Genomic DNA, 25,150 nt, shown 5'->3' on the forward strand with positions numbered 1-25,150 from the left:
TTTTTCATTACGATCGCTCGCCAACTTGGTTTCCGAACTATTCCTCAAGCACAACGTGCCCTCTCTAACCAACTGCACAAAGTTTTTTCTTTCTTTGTATGAAACCACCCTGCCTCCCCGCAGGCGAGGAGGGGGCTAATTGTTATGTGGCTTTTGATGGTGTATGCGATCGCATCTCTTGTGCCAATTTCTTGCTAAATCTATCACCCGCTTGCCAAAATGAGTTATTCTGGTTATGCTGAATATTACGTATACGAAGTATTTTATATAATGGTTGCTCAATCTAATAACTCTACTACTTGTGAGTCTTGGCAGCAAGTTTTAGCCCCTTACAATTTGGGTTATCGAATCAAACTACTTTCACAACTGCTGACCCGCAAGTTTACTGACAAACTAGAACCTTTTGGGCTGACACCATTTCATTGGTTGGTGTTGTGTTGTTTGTGGCAAGAAGATGGTTTACCCACATCCAGTATTGGTGAGAAGTTGCAACAGGTGGGTGGGACTTTAACAGGCGTACTAGACCGGATGGAAGAACGGGGCTTAGTCCGTCGAGAACGAGATGTACATGATCGTCGGATTTGGCGTATCTGGTTGACGGATGCAGGTAAGGAACTAGAACAAGTTTTACCACCATTAGCCGCAGAACTACGTGAAGAAGCTATGCGTGGTATTTCCCCAGATGACCGCGAATTCTTTTCTCAACTGCTAAATAAAGCAATTGCTAACCTATCTTAAGGCTGGATGACAATCGCCCATTCGGGTGAGGCAATGTATAAATTTATTTGACAGAATATTTAGCATCCTAAATAAAAGAATAAAAGCTAGTTGTAACTAAATAGTACGCATTCTAAATAAAAGACTATCAACATATTCAGCAAGGAAGAGAAGAACTATGACCGCAACCACTTTAAACGGACGCAACAAAGAGAAAACATCTGTTGATGAAACAGAAATAATTACTGATACCGAGACTTTAGATGCAGCGATCGCCACACCAGAAGCACCGGAAACTGATGTCCACCCACAGCCAGAGGCAGAGAAAAAAGAAAAACCCCGTAGTAAAAAGCGATTGCCTTTAATTTTGGCGGGGTTGGGTGTAGGTGCGATCGCCGCAGGTACATTTGGTTATAACTATTGGCAGTACGCTTCCTCTCACGAAGAAACAGACAACGCGACTGTTAGCGGACATGTTCACCAAGTTAGTAGCAAAATTCCCGGAACCGTTGCTCAAGTTTTAGTCAACGATAACCAAGAAGTGCAACCGGGACAGTTACTAGTGAAACTTGACCCCCGTGACTATGAAAGTAAAGTGCAGCAAGCCGCCGCCGCCTTAGCCAACGCCCGTAGTCAAGCCGAAGCCGCCGCCGCCAATATTGCCTTAACTGCGGAAACCACCAATGCCAAGACAACTCAAGCCCAAGGTGATGTGAGTGGTGCTTTATCTGCCATTTCCACCGCCCAAGCAGCAGTAAAAGAAGCCCAAGCCGGGATTCCCGCCGCCCAAGCCGATGTGGAATTAGCCCAAGCCGGGATTCCCGCCGCCCAGGCTCAGGTAGCCCAAGCCAATGCCAACTTGCAAAAAGCGGAAACAGATTACAACCGTTACAACAGCTTATATAAAGAAGGTGCGATCGCTCGTCAACAGTTGGATGCAGCCAAAGCCGCCTATGATGTGGCCTTAGCGCAGAAAAATGCCGCCGTCCAAGGAGTTGAACAAGCCCAAGCCAGATTAGCCTCCGCCAAAGTTGGGGTAGCTCAAGCCCAATCTCGACTCGCCCAAGCCCAAGAAGGTGTCACCAGCGCCCAAGCAAAACTCGCAGCATCGAGAGGCGGATTGCAACAAGCGACAGCTGGAACTCAAGATACTAGCGTCAAACGTAGCCAGTACGAAGCTGCCAAAGCTGCGATCGCCCAGGCTGAAGCATCATTAAAAGATGCCCAATTGCAGTTATCCTACACCAACATTACTGCCCCTAGTGCCGGACGAGTTGGTAAAAAAACAGTGGAAGTTGGCAATAGAATCCAAGCCGGATCATCATTAATGGCAATTGTCGATAACGAAAACTGGGTAGTAGCCAACTTTAAAGAAACCCAATTAGAAAGAATGCGCCCAGGACAACCAGTAGAAGTCAAACTCGATGCGTTTCCTCACCACACCTTTAGCGGCAAAGTTGACAGCATTTCCCCTGCTTCCGGCGCTCAATTTGCTTTATTACCACCAGACAACGCGACAGGTAACTTTACCAAAGTAGTGCAGCGCATTCCTGTGAAGATAGTTTTAGACCAAAAGAGTATCCAAGGTTACGACTCACGGATTACACCAGGGATGTCTGCGGAAGTTAGTGTTGAAGTTAAATGAAGTTTGTAGTGAACTTGAGTTAAATGAGCATCAATTCCTGACAAATGACAAATGACCAATAACAAATGACCAAATTTAAACAGTTGCAACTACCTGCCTTCAGGTCAAAAAACTATCGTTTGTTTTTTGCGGGACAAGGAATTTCCCTCATTGGAACATGGATGACTCAACTGGCTACCGTTTGGCTAGTGTATGACTTAACCAACTCACCATTAATGTTAGGGGTGGTTGGATTTGCTAGTCAAATTCCCAGCTTTTTTTTAGCTCCCTTTGGTGGCGTGTTTGTAGATCGCTTTTCGCGGTATCGTACTTTAATTGGTACGCAAATTATGGCGATGATCCAGTCTTTAGCGTTAGCTGTACTAACACTAACAGGCATGATTCAAATTTGGCATATCATTGCTTTGAGTTTATTACAAGGATTTATTAACGCTTTAGATGCACCAGCCAGACAAGCATTTGTCCCGGAACTCGTTGAACGCAGAGAAGATTTAGCCAATGCGATCGCCATCAATTCAACTATGATTAATGGGGCGCGACTCATTGGCCCCGCCGTGGGAGGATTGTTAATTGCCAGAGTTGGTGTTGCTTACTGTTTTTTAATCGATGGTTTGAGTTACATTGCGGTAATTGCAGGCTTGTTGGCAATGACCGTGAAACCGTGGAAAATTCCGGTTATTCAAGGTAATCCTATACAAAGAGTAAAAGAAGGATTTATTTATGCCTTCAGCTTTCCTCCGATTCGGGCAATTTTATTACTATCGGCTTTAGTTAGTTTAATGGGGTTACAGAATACAATTCTTGTGCCAGTTTTTGCCGAAACAATCTTAAAAGGTGGTGCCGAAACTTTAGGCTTTTTAATGGCAGCATCCGGCGTGGGAGCATTATCAGGGGGAATATATCTTGCTACCCGTCAAACTATTTTAGGCATTGGGAAATTAATTGCGATCGCACCAGCAATCTTAGGATGTGGTCTTATAGCCTTTGCTGTTTCTCGATTTTTACCACTGTCTTTATTCACAATGCTTTTTGTCGGTTTAGGAACAATTTTACAGATTGCTGCAAGCAATACATTTTTGCAAACTATTGTTGAAGAAGATAAACGCGGCAGATTGATGAGTCTATATACAATGTCATTTTTAGGCATGATACCTATCGGTAATTTAATCGGAGGTGGAATTGCAGATATAATTGGCGCTCCTAATACATTAATTATTGATGGTATAGCTTGTATTATTGGTTCAATATTTTTTAGTAGACAACTTCCCGCTTTACAGCAAATGGTAATACCGATTTATGAACAGAAAGGTATTTTATATAGGAAGTAAATTGGTGTTGAATTTGGTGATTTATTTCACGCCCAGACGCAGAGGGATTTAAGAAAGTATCGATAGATAAAAACTCTGTCACCTCTAAACTCCTATCAATGGTACATTTTTAATATTCTCCCCATCTTCGCCCCTCAAAATGGAGCATTACTATGGCTAATGTTTCGGCTGTAGCACCAGAACCTATACCTCTAAGAACATGGATTGGTGTATTAGCCAGTATGCTTGGTGCCTTTATGGCAGTTTTAGATATCCAAATAACTAACGCTTCATTACAAGAAATTCAAGCATCTCTAGGCGCAACTTTAGAAGAAGGTTCTTGGATTTCCACCGCTTATCTTGTAGCCGAAATTGTCGTCATTCCCTTAACTGGATGGCTATCACGAGTTTTTTCGCTGAGACTTTATTTATTAGTTAATACTGGATTATTTATATTATTTTCTATTTGCTGTGCTTGGGCATGGGATTTAAATTCTATGATTGTTTTCCGTGCTTTGCAAGGCTTTACAGGGGGCGTTTTAATTCCCTCATCTTTGACAGTAGTTTTAACAACTTTACCACCAGCCAAACAATCAATAGGTCTAGCTGCATTTGCCATTACAGCAGTTTTTGCACCATCAATTGGGCCGACTTTAGGTGGTTGGTTAACAGAAAATTATAGTTGGGAATACAGTTTTTATATCAATGTGTTTCCTGGTGCATTAATGCTGGCTGGTGTGTGGTATGGAATTAAGCAAGTCCCACCCCAAATTCAGTTATTAAAACAAGGTGACTGGTGGGGAATTTTTTCAATGGCTATTGGCTTAGGTTCCTTACAAGTTGTGCTAGAAGAAGGTAGCCGCAAAGATTGGTTTGGTTCACCATTGATTGTACGTTTAAGTATTATTGCCGCAATTTTTCTGACTTTATTTTTCTTTATTGAATTAACTCGTAAGCAACCATTTATTAATTTACGTTTATTACGTTATCGCAACTTTGGGTTAGCCAGTGTTGTGAATGTTTCCCTAGGGATAGGTTTATATGGTTCGATTTATATTTTGCCTTTGTATCTGGCTCAAATTCAAAAATATAATGCACTACAAATTGGTGAGGTGTTAATTTGGGCGGGGATTCCACAGTTATTTATTATTCCTTTTATTCCAAAAGTTATGCAACGCATTGATGTGCGGTTTATGGTGGCGTTAGGAGTAACTTTGTTTGCTATTAGTGCATTTATGAATGCGGGATTGACTAATCAAACCGGGTTAGATCAATTGCGGTGGTCGCAACTGGTACGGGCGATGGGACAACCATTAATTATGGTTCCGCTAACCTCTATTGCAACTGCTGGGTTAAATCCTAAAGATGCAGGTTCAGCCAGTGGTTTATTTAATATGATGCGGAATATGGGTGGTTCTCTCGGAATTGCTGTATTAGCAACTTTATTAACCAGTAGAGAGCAATTTCATTCAAACAGATTAGGAGATGCTGTATCTTTATATAACCCAGAAACACAACAGAGAATTGACCAAATGACACAATATTTTGTTAGCCGTGGCGCAGATTTGAGTACGGCACAAAATCAGGCGATCGCATCTATTTCTAATGTCGTCCGTCGCGAAGCATTTGTCATGGCTTTTAATGATTGTTTTTACTTTATTGGTCTAGCATTATTACTCAGTGGGATTGCGATTTTATTCATTAAAAAAGTAAAAGCAACTGGTGGTGCAGTTGCCCATTAACTTTTAGTTAAATTGATTTATGGAAATTTCCCTGTTACCTTTTAATACTGAATTCTTTTTCAAGATACGCCAGGATTATCAGCGGCCCGGATTTGTTTTAGCATTTGTTCAATTTGGTAAACTCTATCATTGCGACTTTGGGTTTTAAAAATATTTAAAGCTTTTTCTAAAGAAGCAACAGCTTCATCTTTTTTATTAACTTGCCATAGTGCTTGTCCTAAATTAGTCATGGCTTCCCCATAACTGGGGTTTATTTCTAAAGCTTTGCGATATTGACTAATAGCATCATCCCAACGGTCTTGAGTTGCATACACAACACCGATCGCATTGTAAGCTAAAGCATATTTGGGCTTGAGACGAAGGGCTTCTTGATAAGACGTAATCGCTGCTTCGGGTTGCTTTTGTCGGCGCAGTACATTACCGAGTTGAAAATGTCCAAAAGCATCGTCGGGATACTTTTTAATTAATGTACGTAAGACTTTTTCAGCCCCTGTTAAATCACCACTATTTAATAAATTGTTTGCTTGTTGTACTAGTTGCGATCGCTCAGAATTTCCATCATCCTGAAATTGTGCTAGTTTTTGTGGTTGTTTTTGAGTAATTTGTGCATTTTCTTGTAATGCAACTTGTGTAGGAACTGCTAACACTAATGGCGATTCACCAATTGCAGCTATGAGACTTAGCATGATGCTACTAATGGGTAGAATCTTCATTACCTTCCACTCCTCAATAATGTCTTAATCTTTATCATAGATGGAAGTGCGTTACCTAACGTTCCCCAAGCTGTTAAGCATCTGAAAAAGCACATTGAGACCGCAGGGGGCGGGGAGCGGAGAGCAGGGGGAAAAAGAAAAATACCCTCTCTCGAAAATTGGATATTTTATTTTTTGCAAGCCCCTTAAATCGAAGATTACTTCCAAAATTTGGCGATCGCACTGCAAAATCCAAAATCGTGTGACATCTTAAGTTGTACTTCCCCCGCTACGAGGAATACGTTCAATCTCCGCATATCCACTGAAAATTAATTTTTGCCCTTCAGTTTCTAAACGATTGAGTCGCATTTTGACTCCATCTAAGTCAAAGCGATCTAAGTCAACCATATTATCTAAAATTTCCGCCAGTGCCACACTCAGGGTTTGAGAAGTTGCTCGTTGCGTTTCTGGGACTTGTTCAAGGTCAATTTGTGGGTCTTTAAAAGAAATGCGTCGCCGCCTTTCCACAGCAATAGAAACTGTCATATTTATGGGGACGAGTTCGCCATTATTTAAATCGGCTTTTGCGGCAATTCGCAGGCGATTTTCTGGTAAGAGTTGTACCTGAACTTCGGGAAAGGAAACTGGCTGACCACCAGATAATTCTGTTAAGGCAGGTACATCAAGGTTAACTAGGCGCTTTTTCACGAGTTCTGCCTTGAAAGCCTGGTTAATGCCTGCTTCAGATAATACTACTTGGGCGATCGCTTGCGTGGGTTGCTTCAGGCTTAATTTGCCACTTAATACTGCGCCAAAATCTATCGCCACTGCATCCGTTTCAAAGGACATTTCCTCCACCGCAAAATCTCTGCGGATCACTAAGCCACGTCCGTTCATTTTGAAACTATCAATGCTACCTTGCAACAACTTACTGGAGGGATAGCAGCGTACCAAGACTTCTACTGACTCGCTTTGGGTAAATAGATGGCGAATCGTTTGGCTGGCCACTGTGTTGAGCATTCGCTCACCCCAGTCAGTGCCTTTAGGATCTTGTAAACCAGTTAGTCCGCCGAACATTAGTTAGTGCGTCTCTAGAAGTTCTTTGTACTTTTGTAACAAAATGTGAAGGATACAGCAACCCTCTAGAGATTGATTGTACTGATAACCTGACTTGGAATCGCTAATGTTTCTCTACATAATGTGTTATATGTTACACGGCTTATGTAAGTTCGAGGAGTAAATTTTTCGTGTTCTTAAGTCCTAAAAACGTTAAAAGCGTCAAGCTAACAAACTGCTAGTTATGACGCTGGTAATTTTTTAGTTTTTTCCTAAATCCAGGGTCTTTATATTGTACTTGACCCTATCTAAAAACAATGTGTTTATCTTCAGGGTCTTTATATTGGCTGACCCCGTTTGAACAATTATCATTTTTGCAGAGATTTTGATTTTTCCTAATTTCCTAATACTTTTTTTATATTTCTTCTCTTTCTATTGCTGATTATGTCGAAAATTTAAGGAAAGATAAAATTATTAAGCTATGTAAAAAGATGACAGATATTCCTGTCCAACCGCCTTCCATAATGCGAAACTCTTATCCCATCTATCTTTGAGATATACTAATACTAGATATGAGGGATTAAAACAAATTAGTCTCAATCTTTGCTGATCTGTTGACAGCGTTGCAAAACACTTAATACATAATGGCAAGTGAAACGCTTGACACCCACTTGATCACTATTAGTGATTGAAATATCTATGTTAGAAACCAAAAACCCAAAAAATATCTCCAAAACAATTGCTATAGGCAGAAAATCTGCTTCTGGTAAGGAAAATGAAGCGATGAGAGCTATTGCATATAGCATGGATTTACTACTACCTGGTTTCTATGTATGGGTATTGGGTTTTAGTTTTCGCATTGGTGGAAGTTTACCAGATGATAGTCCTTATAAATATCCTGGCGAAATTCATAGCCACACTGGAATTGCTTTAGTATTACCAGGATATAGAATTTTTACGACTTATCAGGGTAGCTATGACCCTAAACAAACATCAGATACAGGGGCTAACAGCTTTTAATTGTACAGTTCTCGACTCAAATACTTTTGAAACTTTAATGACTCAGGCAGGGTATTGTATCTCAGGTAGCGCACCTGCACAGTCCAATAGAATCAAAATATGGTGGATTCATAGCGAATATCCAAGAGTCGAGTCTGTGTATAGTTCAGACAGGAAAATAGTGATCACGGCGTATCATGTGAACTGAATATTTGGGCTATGCCACTATTTAGGTAGTTGCCGCCGTTTTTCCCAGCGCCACAAAAAGACCATCAGGGCAACAATTCCGACTTGCAATGCTAAATTCGGTAAAGCAGTATCAAGTTCTTTGCCAGCAAGTACGCGAAAAAAGAAGACAAATGCGCCAATAAAACTAGAAGCACCCACACCAATATAGATAAATTGCCGTAAGCCGCGATAAGGTGCGGCAATTTCTGCTTTGAGACGGGCATATTGTTCTGGATTTAGGCGTGTTTTGGGATTTAGGTCTACCATTGGTAAATAATGCTATAATTTCTAATCGTGTATGCCGATGTGGCTCAGTGGTAGAGCAGCTGATTCGTAATCAGCAGGCCACGGGTTCAAATCCCGTCATCGGCTTTGATTCTACAATAAACAGTATTTCACTTGACCATATTTTGACTATTTACGCTTAAAATCACTCACGTTAAGCCTAAGTTTTTCAGAATGCTGCTGCACCATGCCTCGAAATCGGCGTATTTCATCCCATTATTCGGTGAATGTTTCGCAAAAGCCTTTTAATAGATTAATACAGTTAGCGATCGCACCTAAATGAGCAATTTCGTAACCGTGGGTGTTTTGTGTGGGAAATGCCAAACAAGCTGCACGACCAACATGTCCAAATTTCATAGCAATGGAAGCATCACTACCAAAACCACTGAGAATGGTTAATTGTACAGATATATCTAGTTGCTTGGCAGCACGGCACAATTGCAGATTCAAGTTTTCGTCATATATGCCATAGGCATCTTGAGACAGCAATACCGGACTTTCATTATCTTGTATGGGGTATTCCTCAGATAATGGACAAATTTCTAAAGCAATCAAAGCATCTAATTGCTGATTTTGGGTAAAAAACAACGCCCCAATTGCGCCGACTTCTTCTTTGGCTGAGGCGACTAAATACACATCACAGGCTGGTTGCTTCAGGGTTTGCGCTAAACCTAACAAAATCGCCACGGAAGCTTTATTATCTAAGGTGTAGCTGGCGATGTGATTGTTTAAACGAATGGGATGTTTGCGATGTTTGCCGACAACCATTCTGGTTCCTGGGCGAATACCTGCGGCTTCTAGTTGGGCGGTGGTGCGCTTGGTTTCAATCCAGGCATTTTCCCATTTTACAGGTGTATCTTCTTGTTGGACTTTTTGTGGAGATTCGTGAGAGACATGGCGAGAACCAAAGCTGAGAATACCGGAGATAGTTTCATTGTCTCCTAATAAATCAACTACGCCTTCGCCATAAACCCAAGGAAAAGCACCGCCAAGCTTGCGGACTTCTACTTTACCTGCTTCGCCAACTGTTTTGACTATTGCGCCAATTTCATCTTTATGGGCGGTAATGGCGATCGCTCTACTAGAGTCTTTCCCTGGAATTTTAGCAATAATATTGTCGGCGCGATCGCTCCACACTTCTATTCCCAGGGCGGCAAATTGCTGGAGTAAAAATTGGTTAATCTCACCCTCTGCACCGCTAGGTGAATGGTGCATAACCAATTGTTCAATAATCTTAAATAACTGCTCGTAATCCCACATTCAATAAAAATTGGTAAGATATGAATTTAAAGTGATTGTCAGGAAAAGAGTTTATGACCACAACAGTCAGGAAACTCACCTTAGAAGAGTATCTTGCTTATGATGATGGCACAGATACTCAATATGAACTTGTGGATGGAGAGTTGGTAGAAATGCCTCCAGAAAGCGATAGAAATAACTTGATTTCTCTTTATCTACTATCGCAGTTTCTCCGGTTTGTGCCAATTCAACTCATCCGCCATAAAGATACAGAACTTGTGGTCATAGGTAATAGAACCCGTGTGCGACTACCAGACTTAATGATTTTGACACAAGAGTTAGTAGAAGCGATCGCTTTTGGAAGAGCTACAATTACTCCTGATATGCCTTCTCCTGCAATGGTAGTTGAAGTTGTCTCTCCCGGCAAAGTCAATGAAGATAGAGATTACCGCTATAAACGTTCTGAATATGCAGCACGAGGTATACCGGAATACTGGATTGTTGATCCTGACAAAGCTCGTATTACTCTCCTGATTTTGGTAGATGGACTGTATGAAGAATCTGACTTTCAAGGAAGTGACATTATTCAATCAATAACTTTTCCTCTGCTAGATTTAACCGCAGCCCAAATATTAACGGCTGGACAGGTATAATATCGTGTGCGCTAAAAGACTTATCATAAAGACCGCAACGGTACAGTGTGCAGGGGGAGAAAGAGTTTTTTATACATATTCAGATTATCCTTACTCAACTTTTTGCGTCTTTGCGTGAGGCTTAAAATTTTTGTTAGTTAATCTTTTGATTTTTACAACCGCACCACACCATTAAAAATAATATGCAAACAATATCTGTACAAAAACCAAACGCACCCCAACCGCCAACCTTTACCTCCATTAACGAAGAACGCCTACACCGGAAACAAAGATTAGCCGCCGCTTTGCGGTTATTTTCCCGCTATGGTTTTGATGAGGGAATTGCAGGTCACATCACAGCACGCGACCCAGAAACGCCGGAACACTTTTGGGTGAATCCTTTTGGAATGCACTTTGGTTTAATTCGTGTTAGTGATTTGATTTTAGTCAATCAAGAAGGTGAGGTAATTTTAGGCGATCGCCCAGTGAATCGGGCTGCGTTTGCCATTCATTCTCAAATTCACGCAGCTAGACCGGATGTCGTCGCCGCCGCCCATGCTCATTCTATCTATGGTAAAAGTTGGTCAAGCCTTGGTCGCTTGCTTGACCCCCTGACTCAAGATGCCTGTGCTTTTTACCAAGACCACAGCTTATTTGATGACTATACAGGGGTAGTGCTTGACCCGCAGGAAGGCCAGCGTATTGCCCAAACTCTTGGTACAAACAAAGCCATTATTCTGAAAAACCACGGCTTACTTACTGTTGGTCACTCAGTCGATGAAGCTGCTTGGTGGTTCATCACAATGGAGCGTTCTTGTCAAGCACAATTATTGGCTGAGGCTGCGGGTAAACCTAGCCCCATTAAACATGAGTATGCAGAGATAGCACATACTCAAGTTGGTTCGCATAATTTAGGTTGGTTCAGCTTTCAACCTTTATACGAGATGATTGTGCGCCAAGAACCTGATTTACTGGAGTGACAGCCAGCTTTTTTGGTTGGCGCTTGCGTAGTCCGACACCACCCACAACACCAAGCGCCAATAATCCTAAAGTGGTAGAAGATTCAGGAACTTCCTGTGCTTGGATGGCGGCCAGTGCGGTATCTGCGATGAATTGATGCGCCCTGGTAGTTGGATGAAAATTGTCCCAAAATAAAAACTGATTTTGGTTGTTTTGACAGATATCCAACCGAGATAGACAAGCTTGTGTGACATTATTTAAACCGAATGTCGCCGGAGATGCGATCGCGCGATTAAATAGAGAATTGACATCCACAGGAATAATATTCAGATTGGGATTTTGACTTAAAGCAGTGACAACTGCTTGCAAGCCAAAATTAAAATTATTGGTTGATTGCGTCAGACTAGTCGGATTTCGATTATCGACAGTAGCGCCTGGAAGCTTGCCTAAATCGGGCAAGTTGAATACTAAAAGATTTCTCACACCCACACTCACCAGGGTATTTAATGCCAGATTAATGTTATTGACTGGTGTTGATGAATCTTGGGGATTTAGGAAGAGAAAGTCATTAGCACCACCCCACACAACATATAGTGCATTTGGATCAGCTGTTTGGTTATTAGCCAACAAAGATTGGGCAAATAAAAAGACTTGTCCTAAAACTCCTGGTGCTTGTGCTGTCGGGACAACTGCATTACCCAAACCAGAAGCAGAACCACCAAAGGCAAAGTTAATACCTTGAGTGGGAATAGTACTATTTAAATTAGTAACTAAAGTTGGCTGTAGTCCTAATTGATTGCCAAAATATTCCACCCACAAAGGGCCATTAGATAAACGTCCATTAAAGTAACTGTTAGTTGGGGGAAAGGTACCACCTGTTTCATTGAAAACATTACCTGTATCAGATAAGCTATCACCAAATACATAAAGCTGGCTAAAATTCGCAGCCAAAGCTTTCTGCGGCAACACCAAAGATACAACGACAAAGCCAGCCGCCAACAATTGTTTTTTCATCTGCTGCGTATCCAGTAAAGAGATATTTGAAAAAAAGGTAAATGTACCGACTGTATATTTAAATGATGGTTAAAATTTGTAGTTACAGTTCCAAATTTCTGCAATTTTACTGAAAAACTCTCAGCAGATAAAGACACAGCAAAATATATTTACTGAATTTTCACGATTTACGAATATTGTATAAAGAAGAATCAGGTGGGCGATCGCTTCACCTTCAAAGCATCAGCAGCCGATACACCATCGCCTAGTGTGCCAAAATACCATAAAGCCGTCGCCGCCTCAGCACGAGTCACAGGTTTTTTCGGTTGGAATAGCGTTGTATAACCAAATACTCGCCGAATATTTGATTGTTCTGCACTTTGGAAATCTGCCAAAATTGCCCTTAAGGCCTTCGGGTCGATTTTTCCAGCATCTTGAAAACCCCACGTTTGTTTAACAGCATCTAAATTGGCAGTCGGTAAAGCTTGGCGAGTATCCAAAGGTACTTTCCACAAAATCATCTGTTCTCTAGTTAAAGGTGCATCAGGACGAAACAAAACTACGGTTGTGTCTCCCGATAAAGTACTAGGAATTAAACCAGCTTCAGCTAGTCCCTGAATTGCGGCAAAATCTGGGTCTGTTTTTGCTACATCACTAAAAGCAGGTTGCGTACTTTCACTAGCCAAACGTATCTGCTTGGTGGAATTGTTTGGATACATCGCATTATTAGCCGCAACCAACCACCGTGCATACATTCGGCGGGTGATAATTTTCCCAGGTTCAAATAAATTCGTGTTATTTGTATTCGCCTTAGTGGCTGGAGATTCCACCGATAACACACCCAATGCAGCTAAGTCTTGGATATGTTGACGTAATTCTTGCGGTACTTTGTTGAGGTCAGAAAATTCTTGAGATGTTGCTGTAGTTGCAGTGGTGGTTGAGTTATTTGGTGTAGTGGTGGGTTGGGAGGTTGCAGTGTTAGGTGCTACTGGCCCAATAAACTGCGGTTCACCAGGTTGGGGAGTATTGTTAGTTGTGGACGGAGATTGTGCAGTATTGGTACTATTTGGCGCATAATCAATCACTATGCTGGTAGCTGTTTGTGGTTGATTAGGTGCAGGATTTGTCACTGATTGGGGTTGAATAGATACCTTGACTAACAAATCATTGCGTCGTGCTTCAAAAGTACCCACATCATCAGTTGGCTGTTGTAGAATTTGCCAGTTATTATCTTGCAACTGGCTACGATAAAAGCTAGTAATAAAATTGCTGGGGTCAGAACTCAACCAGCGAGTCGATACTTGATTGTTTGAACTACTCGCAGGTGTAACTTCTTGAAGTGTGGCATTTGTATATAACGGAATCTCTTTAGGAAAATCCGCAGGAAGCTGGACTGTTGTGGCGTTTTGTGCTGGTGCTTCATTTGTATTAGTTTCTCCCAAAACAACTGGGTTGTTTTGCAGTCGGGGATCAGCCGCCAAAGAATTTTCCAGGTTTTTAGCGGCTGGAGTGTTGCTACAAGCTGTTAGGGAAGTAAGTAAAACAGCCAAACTTAATAGGGCGGCTGGATGTTTGCGAAGAAGCACAAGCAATAATGGATAAATTACGTGTCCTTTTCTACCCTAGCGCAGACTGGCAAAAGTTCACGATCGATTGGAATCAGGATTTTTTAGAAATAGCGATCGCTCTGTGCGATCCCCTAGATTTACTTACTCTACCAAGAACGTAAGCAAAACATCACGTTTTCTTAGTGCCATTCGAGAGCGTATCTTCATCTCCCCCAAGGCACCCCTGCCAATTCCCTTTGATGATTTAAATAGCCCGAATTTTGATACTATTATGATATCATAATGATATAAAATTGGGCTAATAAAACCTATGGAACAAAACATCAAGGAATTTCCTGCGTTTAAGGTCAACGGCTTCATCATGTTGGCTGTAGTAGTTGCGCTCATACTGATTGGCGGGTGGTATCTAGTGTCTAGGGTGCAAGGGCTAGAAGCTTTACTAGCAAGAGGCTTGAAGGTTACTGATTTTATCGGTGGTGAAGATAGCGTTGCAGAGCTTATTGCTTGGTTGACTGCTACGCTGTTAGTTGTTATTGTCCCGTCGCTGTCGGGTTTCTTTAGTGTTGAGCCTAATCAAGCGGTGGTGTTGGTGCTGTTTGGAAAATACGTCGGCAGCATTCGCTCTTCTGGCTTCTGGTGGACAAATCCCTTTGTCAGCAAGCAAAAGATTTCGTTACGGGTTCGCAACTTTAACAGTAAAATCATTAAAGTTAATGATGCAGAAGGTAGCCCAATTGAAATTGCAGCGGTTGTAGTCTGGCAAGTTTTTGATTCCGCCAAGTCAAAGTTTGCCGTCGATGATTACTCTGAATTTGTCGCCATTCAAAGTGAAACTGCTATTCGGTCTTTAGCCATTCGATATCCCTACGATAGTTCAGATGAAACAAATACTCCTTCGCTGCGGGGAATTCCTGATGAAATCGCTCACGCCCTGCAAAAAGAACTCCAAGCGCGTTTAGAAGTAACGGGTGTAGAAGTAATTGAAGCACGGCTGTCGCATCTTGCCTATGCACCAGAAATCGCTCAAGTCATGCTGCGACGACAGCAAGCAAAAGCTTTAATTGATGCACGACGGCAGATTGTCGAAGGTGCAGTAGGGATGGTGAATGAAGCTTTGAATCGTCTGGCTACTGAACAAATGGTTAATTTGGATGATGAGCGCAAAGCTTCTATGATTAATAACCTGTTGGTTGTTCTCACCTCTGAGCAAACTGCCCAACCCGTTATCAATGCTGGAACGCTTTATAACTAAAAAATGGGACAAAAAAAACGATTTTTGTTACGTCTGGATGAAAAACTTTACGAGACAGTGGAGAAATGGTCAGCAGATGAACTCAGAAGTGTAAATGCACAAATCGAGTATTTATTAACCGAAGCTGTGAAGAAGGCCGGACGCTGGAAACAAGACAAGAGTCAATCAGAGCAAGATTAATATACACATATTTTCCACCTAGCCCCAATGAATGAAATGAGACTGTTGGTCAATTAACGATGGGTTAGACACCTTACCTCTAAAACTTTGGTTTAGCGTTGCTTTCCCGCCCAGCAATAAATTGTGGGCTAATAGCTCAAGTGCGTTGAAACGCAATGAAATTCAATAAATTAAGAGGGATTGAGGTTAAGGGGTAAGACTGCCTATCAATTCGCCAACAGTCTGATAGAATTCGCACGCCAGTGAGGGAGTCGTGAAACCCGCCCAACGCACTGGCTCGGCTATAAAAATGTAGACGTGCAAGCGGTGAAGCAGCGCGGTCTTGGGGGCTTCCCCCATAAGCGACTGCTGAACCCGGAGGGCTTCCCGCAGGGTAGTCCGTATATGCGGACTAGGGTAAAATCAAGGGTTTTGTCTGTTTAGCCACGACTTCAGTTGCTTAGGGCAAGATGTGAATATACCAGCACTCATCAGCACTCTTTATAGTCTATTCATAGTCACGTTTAAATAAACCAAACAAGGGCGCAAGTATAATTCCAAAAACAAAGCCACCAATATGCGCCCAATAAGCAACGCCTCCAGTTTGGACACTCATATTAGCAGCAGCTTGCAGGCTGGCGAGACCAGAGATGACATTCTGTATAAAGAAAATGCCAATGACTACTAGTGCTGGAACACTAATTGTAGTGACAAAAAAACCTAAAAATACTAAGGTTGTAATTCTGGCATGAGGGAAACGAATTAAATATGCACCTAAAACTCCAGAAATTGCACCACTAGCCCCCAAAGAAGGAATAGGAGAATTAATTCCTATTGCCCACTGGCACAAAGCGGCTAAAGCACCACAGGCCAAATAAAAAACCAGATATTTGAAATGACCCAAACGGTCTTCGATGTTATTGCCAAAAACCCACAAGAACACCATATTAGATATCAAGTGCCACCAACCACCGTGGAGAAACTGTGATGTAATCAAAGTTATCCATTCACCAGAAAAGTTATAGGTTAATTCTTGGGGTACTACAGCATACTCGCGGAAAAAAAGATTCAACTGGGCATTAGACAAACTCACTTCATGAAGAAAAACTAAAACGTTCATGCCAATCAAACCGTAAGTGAAATACGGTGTGATTCGCGTGGGATTTTCGTCATAGAGTGGAAACACAGGTGTTTTTCCTAATTATCAATTAACTGCAATATAGCTTGTGTAGCTGGCAGTTGTGAGAAAGTAGAGAGTAACGAGTAGCTTTCAAGGCTACAGATTTAAGAAAGGGGCAATATAGCCAGTAAAATATACAACCGAAGCCAGTCCGCAAAAATAACTAAGGCAGACGCGGCGAAGAATGTCAGGGTGTGGCTCAAATCAGCGCCCTGTGTATAAATTACCCAGTAGCCAGTATCCAAATAATTGCTCACGGTAGCCCAGGTTGTTTGCAACTAGGTAATAGCCGACTCAATTTAGATAACCTCAACAGTTATTGTCAAAAACTACAACAATGGCAAGCCGCAGAAATTCTTAACTTTTACTTCTCAGTTGACTGTGCATAAGCTTCATATACGCCTTTGACGTTGTACCAATTGAGAAAAATCCGAGCTACTTCCAATGCCAATTGGGGTTTACCTAATTTAATCAGCCAGCGTAAAAAGGGAGCCATTGTGCGTTCATTCAGCAGGCCATTAAGTGAGAGAATGCCCCACAGTAAACGGTGCAGCCATGTCATTTGAATCATCATTCGCACTTCCCAAGTGGGATGCTTTTGATAAAACAAAACTCCCATACGGCCGCGTTGAATTTCTTTTTCAATCAAGTTAGGAATTTGTTCTAAATTAAATGGTGGATGCCAATGATATCCCACGGCTGCGGGACATTTAATTAGTTGCAGTCCTAAATTTTTTAGTCGGACACCTAATTCTAAATCTTCCCATCCATACAGTTGAAAACCAGTATCGAATAATCCGGCTTTAGTTAACCAATGTTTAGGAATGGCGACGTTACCTGTAGCGAAGAAAGCCGCAGAGAAATCGGTAATTTTATAAGGTTCCGCAGTTGGATTCTCGAAATTACAAGTATTAATTACTGCACCATAAGTAAAAAAGCGATCGCTTCCTAATTTCTCTTTTCCCTGCAATAATGCGTCAGCGTGAGCTTGCAGAAAGTTTTTCAGCACTACTAAATCGCTATCGATAAATATAATCGTATCACCAAGTGCTTGCTCTACCCCCAAATTCCGCGCCGCCGCCGGGCCAGCATGGTCTTGCTGAAAGCATCGGATATGGGGAAACTCTTGCTTGTGTGCTGCCAACCATTCTAAGGTTCCATCTGTAGAACCATCATCGACTAACACAACTTCGTAATCACTCACGATAGTTGACGCACTCAATTCCTGCTTTTCCAAGGCTCGGAGGCACTTTTCTAAAATCGGCAGACGATTATAAGTTGGTATCACAACACTGAAAAACACATTCTCACCCACAACAGAAATTACCCATCTCCAGCTTATGACAATACTGTACTAGACACGGTTCCTGATTGGTCAAGGAGTGGGGAGAATGAGGAGGCTGGGTTTACGGGTGTGAGGGTGGAAGGGCAAAATCAAGTCAAAAGTCAAAAGTCAAAAGTTAAAAATTCTTTGACTTTTGAATTCCCCTTTGGTGTGTATGTATCTAAAACCCTTACACCCCACACCCTTTCACCCTTACACCCATTCTTCACAGATAATCTTGGTGCATAAGTTCTATTGGTATTAATTCAACCAAAATCCAGCTACTTTTGCATCTTTCAGGCTAAGTCTCGCTACAATATCATCGCTGCCATCTTTAAATGACAATTTCCATAAGTAAACTTGATAGCCTTGCTGGTTTAATTTTGTTAAGAAAACAGAGGAATAACCTTTCTTGAGGCGCGGCGCTAATTGTTCACTAACATGTGTAAATATTTGTTTGGTTAGACCTTCTTTAAAAGCTGGATTTCCCTGAGAGATAAAGTTTGTATAATTGTTTTGTTCAATGGCATTGATGAGATTTGTAAAAGTTTTTTGTACAGATTGTTCTGGTTGATTACTGGGTGTTGATTTGACTCTTTCTTCGACAGTAGCAGCTTGCACATTTTTTGCCATTACTAAAGTCAAGGGTGACATAGTAAGAACTGTTGCAACTACCAAGGCTATTTTATTCACTTGCATCAAAATTCTCTTAATTTATATATTATCTGTCACCGATAATAACTCAAAAAACCCCAGATCCTCGATTCCTTTGAGAAATCAAGGATCTAGTTAGATCCTTATATCTGCAATAGTCCTTCAGGATTGACAGAGAATAGCGATCGCCTCTGTAAACCTTCCCGGTGTAAAATCTCATTGGCAGCTAATAAACCACTACTCACAGCACGTTCCATTAAGCCGCAGGGAAAAGGCATTTTCACCCAGTCACCAGCAAATATTAAGTTGGGAATATTCGTACTAGTTTCAGGACGTTCAGCATAACTATGAGGTGGATATCCTGAAAAGTTATGTTGGTTAACTAATTCTCGATGCAAAATTTTGGCTTGTTTTAACTCTGGCACAATGGCATACAGTTCTTGTTCAAAAGTTTTTAGCAAAGCTGCTTGGGTGGGAAATTGCTTTTCTTTATAACAATAAGCGTGTAATTCAACCACACTACCACCAGTGCTTTGTGACCACTCAATAAATTGTTGTTGAATGCGATGATAAAGAGTGATGCTATCTGTTAATTGGTAGCCAGACAAAGAAGTAAAATTACTTTGTTGCCAGTCAAAATCGCGGTCAAACCAAAAGCGACATACTGCAAAAGGATCAGCAATACTCAAATTTTTTACTTGGCTTTGTACTGTAGCATCAACATCACCATTGATACGCTGAAATAATGTTTGCACTCCCGGCACATCGGTAGCAAAAACATAATAATCTGCTTGGACTTTTTCTGGTGATGGCAAATCTTGATTAACTGCTATTAGTTGCAATTCATCACCTTCTCGTTGTACTACTTGAAACTTAGCTAAATCTCGTTTTGCAGGCCCTTTGATAACTTTACCATCAGTCGCAAATGCTGCTCCATGACAAGGACATTGAAAACTACCATCCTCTGCTTTTTGGACAGTGCAACCTTGATGAGTGCAGGTGAGAGAAATTGCTTGCTGAGAACCTAATGGTAATGCAAACACTTCATCAGCCGCGCCAAAATATTCTATCTTGTTATCTGCGATCGCGGTATTTTTTTCCACCGTCAACGGCACAGAATTATAATTACCATCAGTCCTATATTTCACGCCATCAATCTTACCGTTAACAGCTACAACTTCAGTCACAGTTGCATCGTTGATAATTTTACCGCCACGCTGCACAATTGCTTGAGCGATCGGTTGGACTAAACTTGTCCCCATATCGTCTTTTGTGCCATTAAAAGCCAGTCCTTCAGGGTTGCCAAAAAAGTAAAAATGAAAGAACTGCATTAGTTCTCCCACACTCATTAAATCTGGTGCATTCAAGCTAGATTTGGCAAAAGGCAGAAAATATAAATCATATAAACCTTGGGGAAATTCTGTTTCTACCCAATCAGCCACAGATATATTATCAAATCGCTGATAATTTTTGTCTCTTTGAAAGCCGGTGATAGCTTGAAAGACTTGCAAATGTTTGATTTTCGTTAAATTAATACCCCAACGGAAGCGATTTGGAGATGCGATCGCTAAATCTATAATATTCCAAGGAAAAGCCGAATGGCTGGGGCGAAATACCTCTGGTTTGTATTTAGCATCTTGATAAACCACAGAATAAAAATTCAGCGATTGAAAATTATCCTTTATCCCCAATTCTGCTACCAAACTATTCAAGTTATAGTACTGCGGAAAAAAGCCATGAAACCCATGTTCCATCATAAAGGTTTCACCAGCCGCCTCTATTTGCCAACTAGCAATTTTGCCACCTAATTGTGGAGATTTTTCTAACAAAGTGACAATAAATCCTCGCTGACTTAATTCATAAGCACAAGCTAAACCTGCTAAACCACCCCCAATCACAACAACAGTTTTAGATTTATTTAATATTTGTGGCAAATCTAGAGTATCTTTTTGAAATACCGTTGGTTTAGGCTTACTAAACCGCGAGTATCCTGTAACTCCTGCAACTGTACCGACACCGAACAACTTCAGCAGTGTACGACGGGAGATAGTAGATGATTCCAGCAAATTAGGTATTTGGCTCATTGGTTACAAAATTAACTTTTCCCATCTAACAAAGTCGTGAAATGATCACTGTGAGTTCGCAGATTGTATTGTTAAGAATATTTCTGTGATCACCGTGCTAAATCCCGAACTGAATTATTTTGCCAGAATGGCAGAAATTGTCAAGCGTAAACAATACTGGAGATTAAATGAGATGAAATATTGGTGCGAAACTATCGCTGTCACCCAGCGCATCTTAATTGAATTACTCCGTCGGCGACGCAGCCTCATTTTTTGGAGTATTTTTCCAATTTCTGTCTTAATTCTCGGTGGATTTATTTTAGCAGAAAGAGCAAAATTACCGATCAACACAGCTTTTGAATATACTGCACCTTCCACATTAGTGGGTGCGGCTTTATTTTTCAGTTGTTTGGGTGGTACAGTTGCAACTGTCGTTGCAGAACGAGAACAACAAACCCTCAAACGTTTGTTTCTCTCGCCGTTGAGTGGTATATCCTACTTTCTCGGAATTTTTTTAGCTCATAGTTGCATTGGCTTAGGACAAGCTTTACTCGTGTATACTGTTGCTGCGTTTTGGGGTGCGACATTTAAAGGTTCAATTTTTTTAGGATTAATCATTATTTTGATGAGTATCGCTGCTTATGTTGGCTTAGGTTTTATTTTAGGTACACAATTAGCTAGACGAATTGAAGATGTAAATTCTTTAGTTGCTGCCTTTGGTGTACCTTTATTAATTTTAGGTGGAGCCTTTTTACCAAGTTCATTGTTTCCGAAAAGTTTAATCAATATCGCCCAATACAACCCGATTTATCACATGAATGAAGCATTCGTGGGAGTTTCAACAAATGACAAGCAAATTAGTGAGATTGCATCACATTTTTGGTTCTTATTAATTTTTACTTTGGTAATGATAACTAGTGGATGGTTATCTTATCGCCGTATGTTACTGGTAGAAAGAAAATTATGAAAAAGAATTGAGAATTCAGAATTCAGAATTAATGAGTGATATAAAAATATCCACCACTAACTGTAGACCAATTAATTTTCGATTGGATGGGGTGTAAGGACGGGTTTATTTTGATGATTATTAATAGACTTACATAAACTATGGATTCTTCAATTACAACAAATTCTAATTCTGACCGATTACGAACTAAGCGAATCATCTCCCTAGATATGCTGCGCGGCTTAGTAATGGTGTTAATGGTACTAGACCATGTGCGAGTTTTTTTTACTAATGTTCGCTTCCGCCCCACAGACTTAACACAAACAAATATACCCTTATTTTTTACACGCTGGGTAACTCATTTATGCGCTCCCACATTTATATTCTTGGCTGGAGTAGCAGCTTATCTTTATTTTGAGAATCGACTGCAAACCAAGCAGGAATTATCACGCTATCTACTAATTCGGGGACTATGGTTAGTGTTTTTAGAGTTAACAGTAGTACGTTTTGGCTGGACATTTGAACCTACCTACTCTTTTTCGGTGGCGGGGGTACTCTGGGCAATTGGGTGGTCAATGGTTGTGTTAGCAGCATTAGTTAGAATGCCAATTCCTCTCATAGCCTCTTTCGGAATTGTGCTGATATGTGGACACAATTTATTTGATCAGATTCATGTTGAACAACTAGGAAGATGGGGTTGGTTATGGGCAATTCTTCATGAACCTAAAAGGCTGATGCTTTTTGCTAATAAAAATTTATTTATTGGCTATCCTCTGATTCCTTGGATTGGGTTAATGACAACAGGTTATGCCTTTGGAACTTTCATGAAGCAGGAAAAAAGTTTGCGACAGAGATTGTTCTTGCGGTTAGGACTGGGTTTAATTACTGGCTTTGTGGTTCTCCGCGCTGTAAATATCTATGGCGACCCGTACCCTTGGACTGTACAGAATAATTTTTCGTTTACCATATTATCTTTTATTAACTGTCAGAAATATCCACCTTCATTACTGTATTTGTTAATCACACTCGGTATAGCAATGCTCTTGCTTTATCTATTTGAAAAGTACAGATTCAGGATTTTTCAACCTCTAGTTTTATTTGGTCAGGTTCCTTTATTCTTTTATATAGTTCACATCTGGCTGATTCATTTAGCAGCCATTTTGCTGGCTTTACCTAAATATGGGTTAAAGGCAATTATTATGCCTTTTATGGTTTCTTCCCTAATGCCTACCAACTATGGATATGATTTACCAATGCTCTACAATTTTTGGATAATTATGATAATTCTGCTTTATCCTCTTTGTAGTTGGTTTAGAAGTTACAAAACCCAGCATTCTCGCAAGTTACCATCAAACTAACTGTAATATGAGACATACCTATCCCTCTCCTAAAAGGTGCTACAGTGTACACCGTAGGCTTTTTAAGGAAGGGTCTTAACTATGACTCTCGATTTTTAATATATCAAACAGAATTGCTATAGAATTATCTTATATAGCTGAAAGCTGAGTTCAAGCTGGTCAATAACTTAATTCAAGTGTCAGAACAATGCTAGAAATAAGTAAAAATTACGTGATGGATGAAAATCAGCAGCCTATTGCTGTACAAATTTCTATTGCTGACTTTGAAAAAATTGAAGAAATATTAGAAAACTACGGCTTGGTAAAGTTAATGGAAGAGTCAGAAAATGATGAACGACTGACTAAAGAGAAAGCATTGAAATATTACCAAAGCTTAAAGCAAAAGAATGTGGCAAGTTGAATATACTAAAAGGTTTTTAAAGGAACTGGCAGATTTACCAGAAGATGTTCAAGCCAGAATTGAACCTATTGTTTTTCAGGAGTTAGAATCAGAAAATCCTTTTGATTTGGATTATCTCCAAAAAATGAAGGGATATGAAGATAAATATAAGATTCGTGTAGGCAATTACAGGATAGGTATTACTGTTGATAAAGAAACACAAACACTAATTTGTCAAAGAGTTACACATCGTAAAGATATTTATAAGATTTTTCCTTAAGAAAATATTTTTGAAAACTATATATCACACATAGAAGTGTTGAATTTTAAGTGAAAATTTAAGTTAGGTGAAACGAAGTAGAACCCAACAAAGCCTACCTTGATAATGTTGGGTTCCTAAGTTTTAATTTTGCTGACACATCGGCTATTTTACCAGTTACTTCAGTCCAGCATTGTTAGCTCATTCCTAATTAGCAATTTTATTCAGTTTTTTCGTCATTAAAAAGCTTTTAAACCTCCGCCAGTTGGCTTTGACAACTTTCCATTGTTGTAGGATATGCAGAAGAATCAAAGCTAAAAATGTATAGGCTATCCAAAAATGAACGCTTCTCCCTAAGTCTACTAAACTAGAGTTTTGTGGGAAAAAATCGGGTAGAGTCAACCAAAAAAAATTGACATTATTACTTTTATAAGAATTGGAAAAAAAGAACCCACTAACTGGAACTGCAAACATCAAGAGATAAAGCAGGGTATGGAGTATAAATTTACGTGTCCATTCAGGCGTAAATCTTGGCAAATTTTTAGTGTATTTTCGCCACCATACCTGCAATAACACTAAAATCCGCCAAGTTAGCAAAGCTACTACCAAGGCTCCGATTGATTTATGAAAATCATATAGTTCTGATCTGAATAAAGTTCCACGGGATAACCGCGCCATACCTGAACCAGTTATAAATAAAACTAAATAACAGGCAGACATGATCCAATGTACAGACATGAGTTGCTTAAACGCAGAATTAATCCTACCTTTCTTAACTGCTGATGTTAAATTCATATCAATACATCTGAATTTTGTTATGGTTTTAATTCGCAGTGCTATCGGACGTTTTTTGTTCTGTCGCTAAGTAAGTAGTTCTCTTACTTAAATAATCTTAATATATTTTATTTTTTTTGGCGGTTATGTGAAAAGTAGTTGGTTGTGATTATTAGCACGTTTACGCTGACAAGGGTGGAGGAAAGCGAATATCTGCATTGAAATTTTCTATATTTGCTGAATGATGAATAGGTAAAACGTATTCGAGATTGTCGTGAGGACGGGGAATGATATGAAAAGAAAGTACCTCGCCACCATTGACTTGTGCTATTGCTGCTAATCCTGAGACAACCGCAACGTTAACTTCCCCAACTTCTCCCCGAATCAGTATGGTTATTCTGCCCAAATCAGTATTTTCGTAACCAACAAAAGTAATACAGGCAGCTTTACACATAGCATCTGCCGCTTCTACGGCGGCGGGAACTCCATAAACTTCAATCATCCCAAGTGCAAGTGTCATACTGATTTTCTCTAACCAAATCTGTTCTGCTGTTGTTCCAAATTGTAAATCAATGAGAACATATAGCGTTTCTCAGTTGTGTGCAGTACACCTTTCAAGAGGAGAGAGGCTAGAGGCTAGAAAAATTTACCTTATCCAGATGAAATATGCTGTAATGTTTGATGCTATGAGACATTGAGCAAATATATTAACCATTAACTAGATTGACTACATAATGGA

Annotated in this window: 27 protein-coding genes and 1 tRNA gene; 16 read left to right on the plus strand and 12 right to left on the minus strand. The window is 40.4% G+C overall.

What is annotated here, in order from left to right; translation table 11 throughout:
• The first annotated feature begins 270 nt into the window (after positions 1 to 270).
• The 4 genes from H6G74_RS13905 to H6G74_RS13920 all read left to right on the plus strand — a co-directional run bounded on the left by H6G74_RS13905 (position 271) and on the right by H6G74_RS13920 (position 5,411).
• On the plus strand, positions 271 to 738 hold the full coding sequence (locus tag H6G74_RS13905; RefSeq protein ID WP_062297402.1) for a MarR family winged helix-turn-helix transcriptional regulator: 468 nt from the start codon (positions 271 to 273) through the stop codon (positions 736 to 738).
• 157 nt (positions 739 to 895) lie between these two features.
• Positions 896 to 2,362, plus strand: a complete 1,467-nt coding sequence (locus tag H6G74_RS13910) for an HlyD family secretion protein (protein ID WP_190968228.1) — start codon at positions 896 to 898, stop codon at positions 2,360 to 2,362.
• 65 nt (positions 2,363 to 2,427) lie between these two features.
• Complete coding sequence (locus H6G74_RS13915; protein ID WP_190968229.1) at positions 2,428 to 3,690, plus strand: MFS transporter; 1,263 nt, start codon at positions 2,428 to 2,430, stop codon at positions 3,688 to 3,690.
• A 152-nt stretch (positions 3,691 to 3,842) separates the two neighbouring features.
• Positions 3,843 to 5,411 (plus strand): DHA2 family efflux MFS transporter permease subunit, encoded by a 1,569-nt coding sequence (locus tag H6G74_RS13920; RefSeq protein ID WP_190968230.1) that lies wholly within the window; start codon positions 3,843 to 3,845, stop codon positions 5,409 to 5,411.
• 59 nt (positions 5,412 to 5,470) lie between these two features.
• On the opposite strand, the gene H6G74_RS13925 is transcribed toward H6G74_RS13920, so the two are convergent.
• Together H6G74_RS13925 and H6G74_RS13930 are read right to left on the minus strand one after the other, a co-directional pair.
• Positions 5,471 to 6,124 carry a tetratricopeptide repeat protein gene (locus H6G74_RS13925; protein ID WP_190968231.1) on the minus strand — a complete coding sequence of 218 codons (654 nt, stop codon included), beginning with the start codon at positions 6,122 to 6,124 and terminating at the stop codon, positions 5,471 to 5,473.
• A gap of 249 nt (positions 6,125 to 6,373) precedes the next feature.
• The gene (locus tag H6G74_RS13930) at positions 6,374 to 7,180 is read right to left on the minus strand and encodes an LmeA family phospholipid-binding protein (RefSeq protein ID WP_190968232.1); all 807 of its coding nucleotides are present in this window, start codon (positions 7,178 to 7,180) and stop codon (positions 6,374 to 6,376) included.
• 678 nt (positions 7,181 to 7,858) lie between these two features.
• Between H6G74_RS13930 and H6G74_RS13935 the strand changes: the two genes are divergently transcribed.
• A complete protein-coding gene (locus H6G74_RS13935) occupies positions 7,859 to 8,179 on the plus strand; it encodes a hypothetical protein (protein WP_199340994.1) in 321 nt (106 codons plus the stop codon).
• 204 nt (positions 8,180 to 8,383) lie between these two features.
• Here H6G74_RS13935 and H6G74_RS13940 read toward each other — a convergent pair whose 3' ends face one another.
• On the minus strand, positions 8,384 to 8,653 hold the full coding sequence (locus tag H6G74_RS13940) for a DUF3493 domain-containing protein (protein WP_190968233.1): 270 nt from the start codon (positions 8,651 to 8,653) through the stop codon (positions 8,384 to 8,386).
• Between the two features lie 33 nt (positions 8,654 to 8,686).
• Here H6G74_RS13940 and H6G74_RS13945 point away from each other — a divergent pair.
• A tRNA-Thr gene (locus H6G74_RS13945) sits at positions 8,687 to 8,758 on the plus strand.
• Between the two features lie 129 nt (positions 8,759 to 8,887).
• On the opposite strand, the gene H6G74_RS13950 is transcribed toward H6G74_RS13945, so the two are convergent.
• Positions 8,888 to 9,931, minus strand: a complete 1,044-nt coding sequence (locus H6G74_RS13950) for a M42 family metallopeptidase (RefSeq protein WP_190968234.1) — start codon at positions 9,929 to 9,931, stop codon at positions 8,888 to 8,890.
• Positions 9,932 to 9,984: 53 nt separating this feature from the next.
• Between H6G74_RS13950 and H6G74_RS13955 the strand changes: the two genes are divergently transcribed.
• Both H6G74_RS13955 and H6G74_RS13960 read left to right on the plus strand, forming a co-directional pair.
• On the plus strand, positions 9,985 to 10,563 hold the full coding sequence (locus H6G74_RS13955; protein WP_190968235.1) for a Uma2 family endonuclease: 579 nt from the start codon (positions 9,985 to 9,987) through the stop codon (positions 10,561 to 10,563).
• Between the two features lie 182 nt (positions 10,564 to 10,745).
• Positions 10,746 to 11,522, plus strand: a complete 777-nt coding sequence (locus tag H6G74_RS13960) for a class II aldolase/adducin family protein (protein ID WP_190968236.1) — start codon at positions 10,746 to 10,748, stop codon at positions 11,520 to 11,522.
• On the opposite strand, the gene H6G74_RS13965 is transcribed toward H6G74_RS13960, so the two are convergent.
• Entirely contained in the window at positions 11,464 to 12,516 is a 1,053-nt protein-coding gene (locus tag H6G74_RS13965; RefSeq protein WP_190968237.1) for an SGNH/GDSL hydrolase family protein, read from the minus strand. The genes H6G74_RS13960 and H6G74_RS13965 overlap by 59 nt on opposite strands.
• A 191-nt stretch (positions 12,517 to 12,707) precedes the next feature.
• Entirely contained in the window at positions 12,708 to 14,081 is a 1,374-nt protein-coding gene (locus H6G74_RS13970) for an S-layer homology domain-containing protein (RefSeq protein WP_190968238.1), read from the minus strand.
• 8 nt (positions 14,082 to 14,089) lie between these two features.
• Between H6G74_RS13970 and H6G74_RS31530 the strand changes: the two genes are divergently transcribed.
• From H6G74_RS31530 to H6G74_RS13980, 3 genes are all read left to right on the plus strand, one after another.
• Positions 14,090 to 14,224 (plus strand): hypothetical protein, encoded by a 135-nt coding sequence (locus tag H6G74_RS31530; RefSeq protein ID WP_277927154.1) that lies wholly within the window; start codon positions 14,090 to 14,092, stop codon positions 14,222 to 14,224.
• A gap of 149 nt (positions 14,225 to 14,373) precedes the next feature.
• Complete coding sequence (locus tag H6G74_RS13975) at positions 14,374 to 15,315, plus strand: SPFH domain-containing protein (protein WP_190968239.1); 942 nt, start codon at positions 14,374 to 14,376, stop codon at positions 15,313 to 15,315.
• A gap of 3 nt (positions 15,316 to 15,318) precedes the next feature.
• Positions 15,319 to 15,495 (plus strand): hypothetical protein, encoded by a 177-nt coding sequence (locus H6G74_RS13980; protein WP_190968240.1) that lies wholly within the window; start codon positions 15,319 to 15,321, stop codon positions 15,493 to 15,495.
• 487 nt (positions 15,496 to 15,982) lie between these two features.
• Here H6G74_RS13980 and H6G74_RS13985 read toward each other — a convergent pair whose 3' ends face one another.
• Entirely contained in the window at positions 15,983 to 16,660 is a 678-nt protein-coding gene (locus tag H6G74_RS13985; protein ID WP_190968241.1) for a rhomboid family intramembrane serine protease, read from the minus strand.
• A gap of 188 nt (positions 16,661 to 16,848) precedes the next feature.
• Here H6G74_RS13985 and H6G74_RS13990 point away from each other — a divergent pair, with 188 nt between their 5' ends.
• A complete protein-coding gene (locus tag H6G74_RS13990) occupies positions 16,849 to 17,043 on the plus strand; it encodes a DUF4347 domain-containing protein (RefSeq protein WP_190968242.1) in 195 nt (64 codons plus the stop codon).
• Here the strand turns inward: H6G74_RS13990 and H6G74_RS13995 are convergent.
• The 3 genes from H6G74_RS13995 to H6G74_RS14005 all read right to left on the minus strand — a co-directional run bounded on the left by H6G74_RS13995 (position 17,019) and on the right by H6G74_RS14005 (position 20,716).
• Positions 17,019 to 17,957 carry a glycosyltransferase family 2 protein gene (locus H6G74_RS13995; RefSeq protein ID WP_190968243.1) on the minus strand — a complete coding sequence of 313 codons (939 nt, stop codon included), beginning with the start codon at positions 17,955 to 17,957 and terminating at the stop codon, positions 17,019 to 17,021. The genes H6G74_RS13990 and H6G74_RS13995 overlap by 25 nt on opposite strands.
• A 282-nt stretch (positions 17,958 to 18,239) precedes the next feature.
• Positions 18,240 to 18,677, minus strand: a complete 438-nt coding sequence (locus H6G74_RS14000) for a hypothetical protein (protein WP_199340996.1) — start codon at positions 18,675 to 18,677, stop codon at positions 18,240 to 18,242.
• Between the two features lie 98 nt (positions 18,678 to 18,775).
• Complete coding sequence (locus tag H6G74_RS14005; protein ID WP_190968244.1) at positions 18,776 to 20,716, minus strand: FAD-dependent oxidoreductase; 1,941 nt, start codon at positions 20,714 to 20,716, stop codon at positions 18,776 to 18,778.
• Between the two features lie 172 nt (positions 20,717 to 20,888).
• Here H6G74_RS14005 and H6G74_RS14010 point away from each other — a divergent pair, with 172 nt between their 5' ends.
• From H6G74_RS14010 to H6G74_RS14025, 4 genes are all read left to right on the plus strand, one after another.
• A complete protein-coding gene (locus H6G74_RS14010) occupies positions 20,889 to 21,662 on the plus strand; it encodes an ABC transporter permease (protein ID WP_190968314.1) in 774 nt (257 codons plus the stop codon).
• A gap of 140 nt (positions 21,663 to 21,802) precedes the next feature.
• Positions 21,803 to 22,999, plus strand: a complete 1,197-nt coding sequence (locus H6G74_RS14015; RefSeq protein ID WP_190968245.1) for a DUF1624 domain-containing protein — start codon at positions 21,803 to 21,805, stop codon at positions 22,997 to 22,999.
• A gap of 187 nt (positions 23,000 to 23,186) precedes the next feature.
• The gene (locus H6G74_RS14020; RefSeq protein WP_190968246.1) at positions 23,187 to 23,399 is read left to right on the plus strand and encodes a hypothetical protein; all 213 of its coding nucleotides are present in this window, start codon (positions 23,187 to 23,189) and stop codon (positions 23,397 to 23,399) included.
• Positions 23,386 to 23,658 carry a type II toxin-antitoxin system RelE family toxin gene (locus H6G74_RS14025; RefSeq protein ID WP_190968247.1) on the plus strand — a complete coding sequence of 91 codons (273 nt, stop codon included), beginning with the start codon at positions 23,386 to 23,388 and terminating at the stop codon, positions 23,656 to 23,658. Before H6G74_RS14020 ends, H6G74_RS14025 begins: the two co-directional genes overlap by 14 nt.
• A 186-nt stretch (positions 23,659 to 23,844) precedes the next feature.
• Here the strand turns inward: H6G74_RS14025 and H6G74_RS14030 are convergent, their stop codons facing one another.
• Together H6G74_RS14030 and H6G74_RS14035 are read right to left on the minus strand one after the other, a co-directional pair.
• Positions 23,845 to 24,432 (minus strand): cytochrome b, encoded by a 588-nt coding sequence (locus H6G74_RS14030; RefSeq protein WP_190968248.1) that lies wholly within the window; start codon positions 24,430 to 24,432, stop codon positions 23,845 to 23,847.
• A gap of 160 nt (positions 24,433 to 24,592) precedes the next feature.
• Entirely contained in the window at positions 24,593 to 24,931 is a 339-nt protein-coding gene (locus H6G74_RS14035; RefSeq protein ID WP_190968249.1) for a carbon dioxide-concentrating mechanism protein CcmK, read from the minus strand.
• Between the last annotated feature and the right edge of the window lie 219 nt (positions 24,932 to 25,150).

This window comes from Nostoc spongiaeforme FACHB-130 (assembly GCF_014698475.1).
GTDB classification, from domain to species: Bacteria; Cyanobacteriota; Cyanobacteriia; order Cyanobacteriales; family Nostocaceae; genus Nostoc_B; species Nostoc_B spongiaeforme.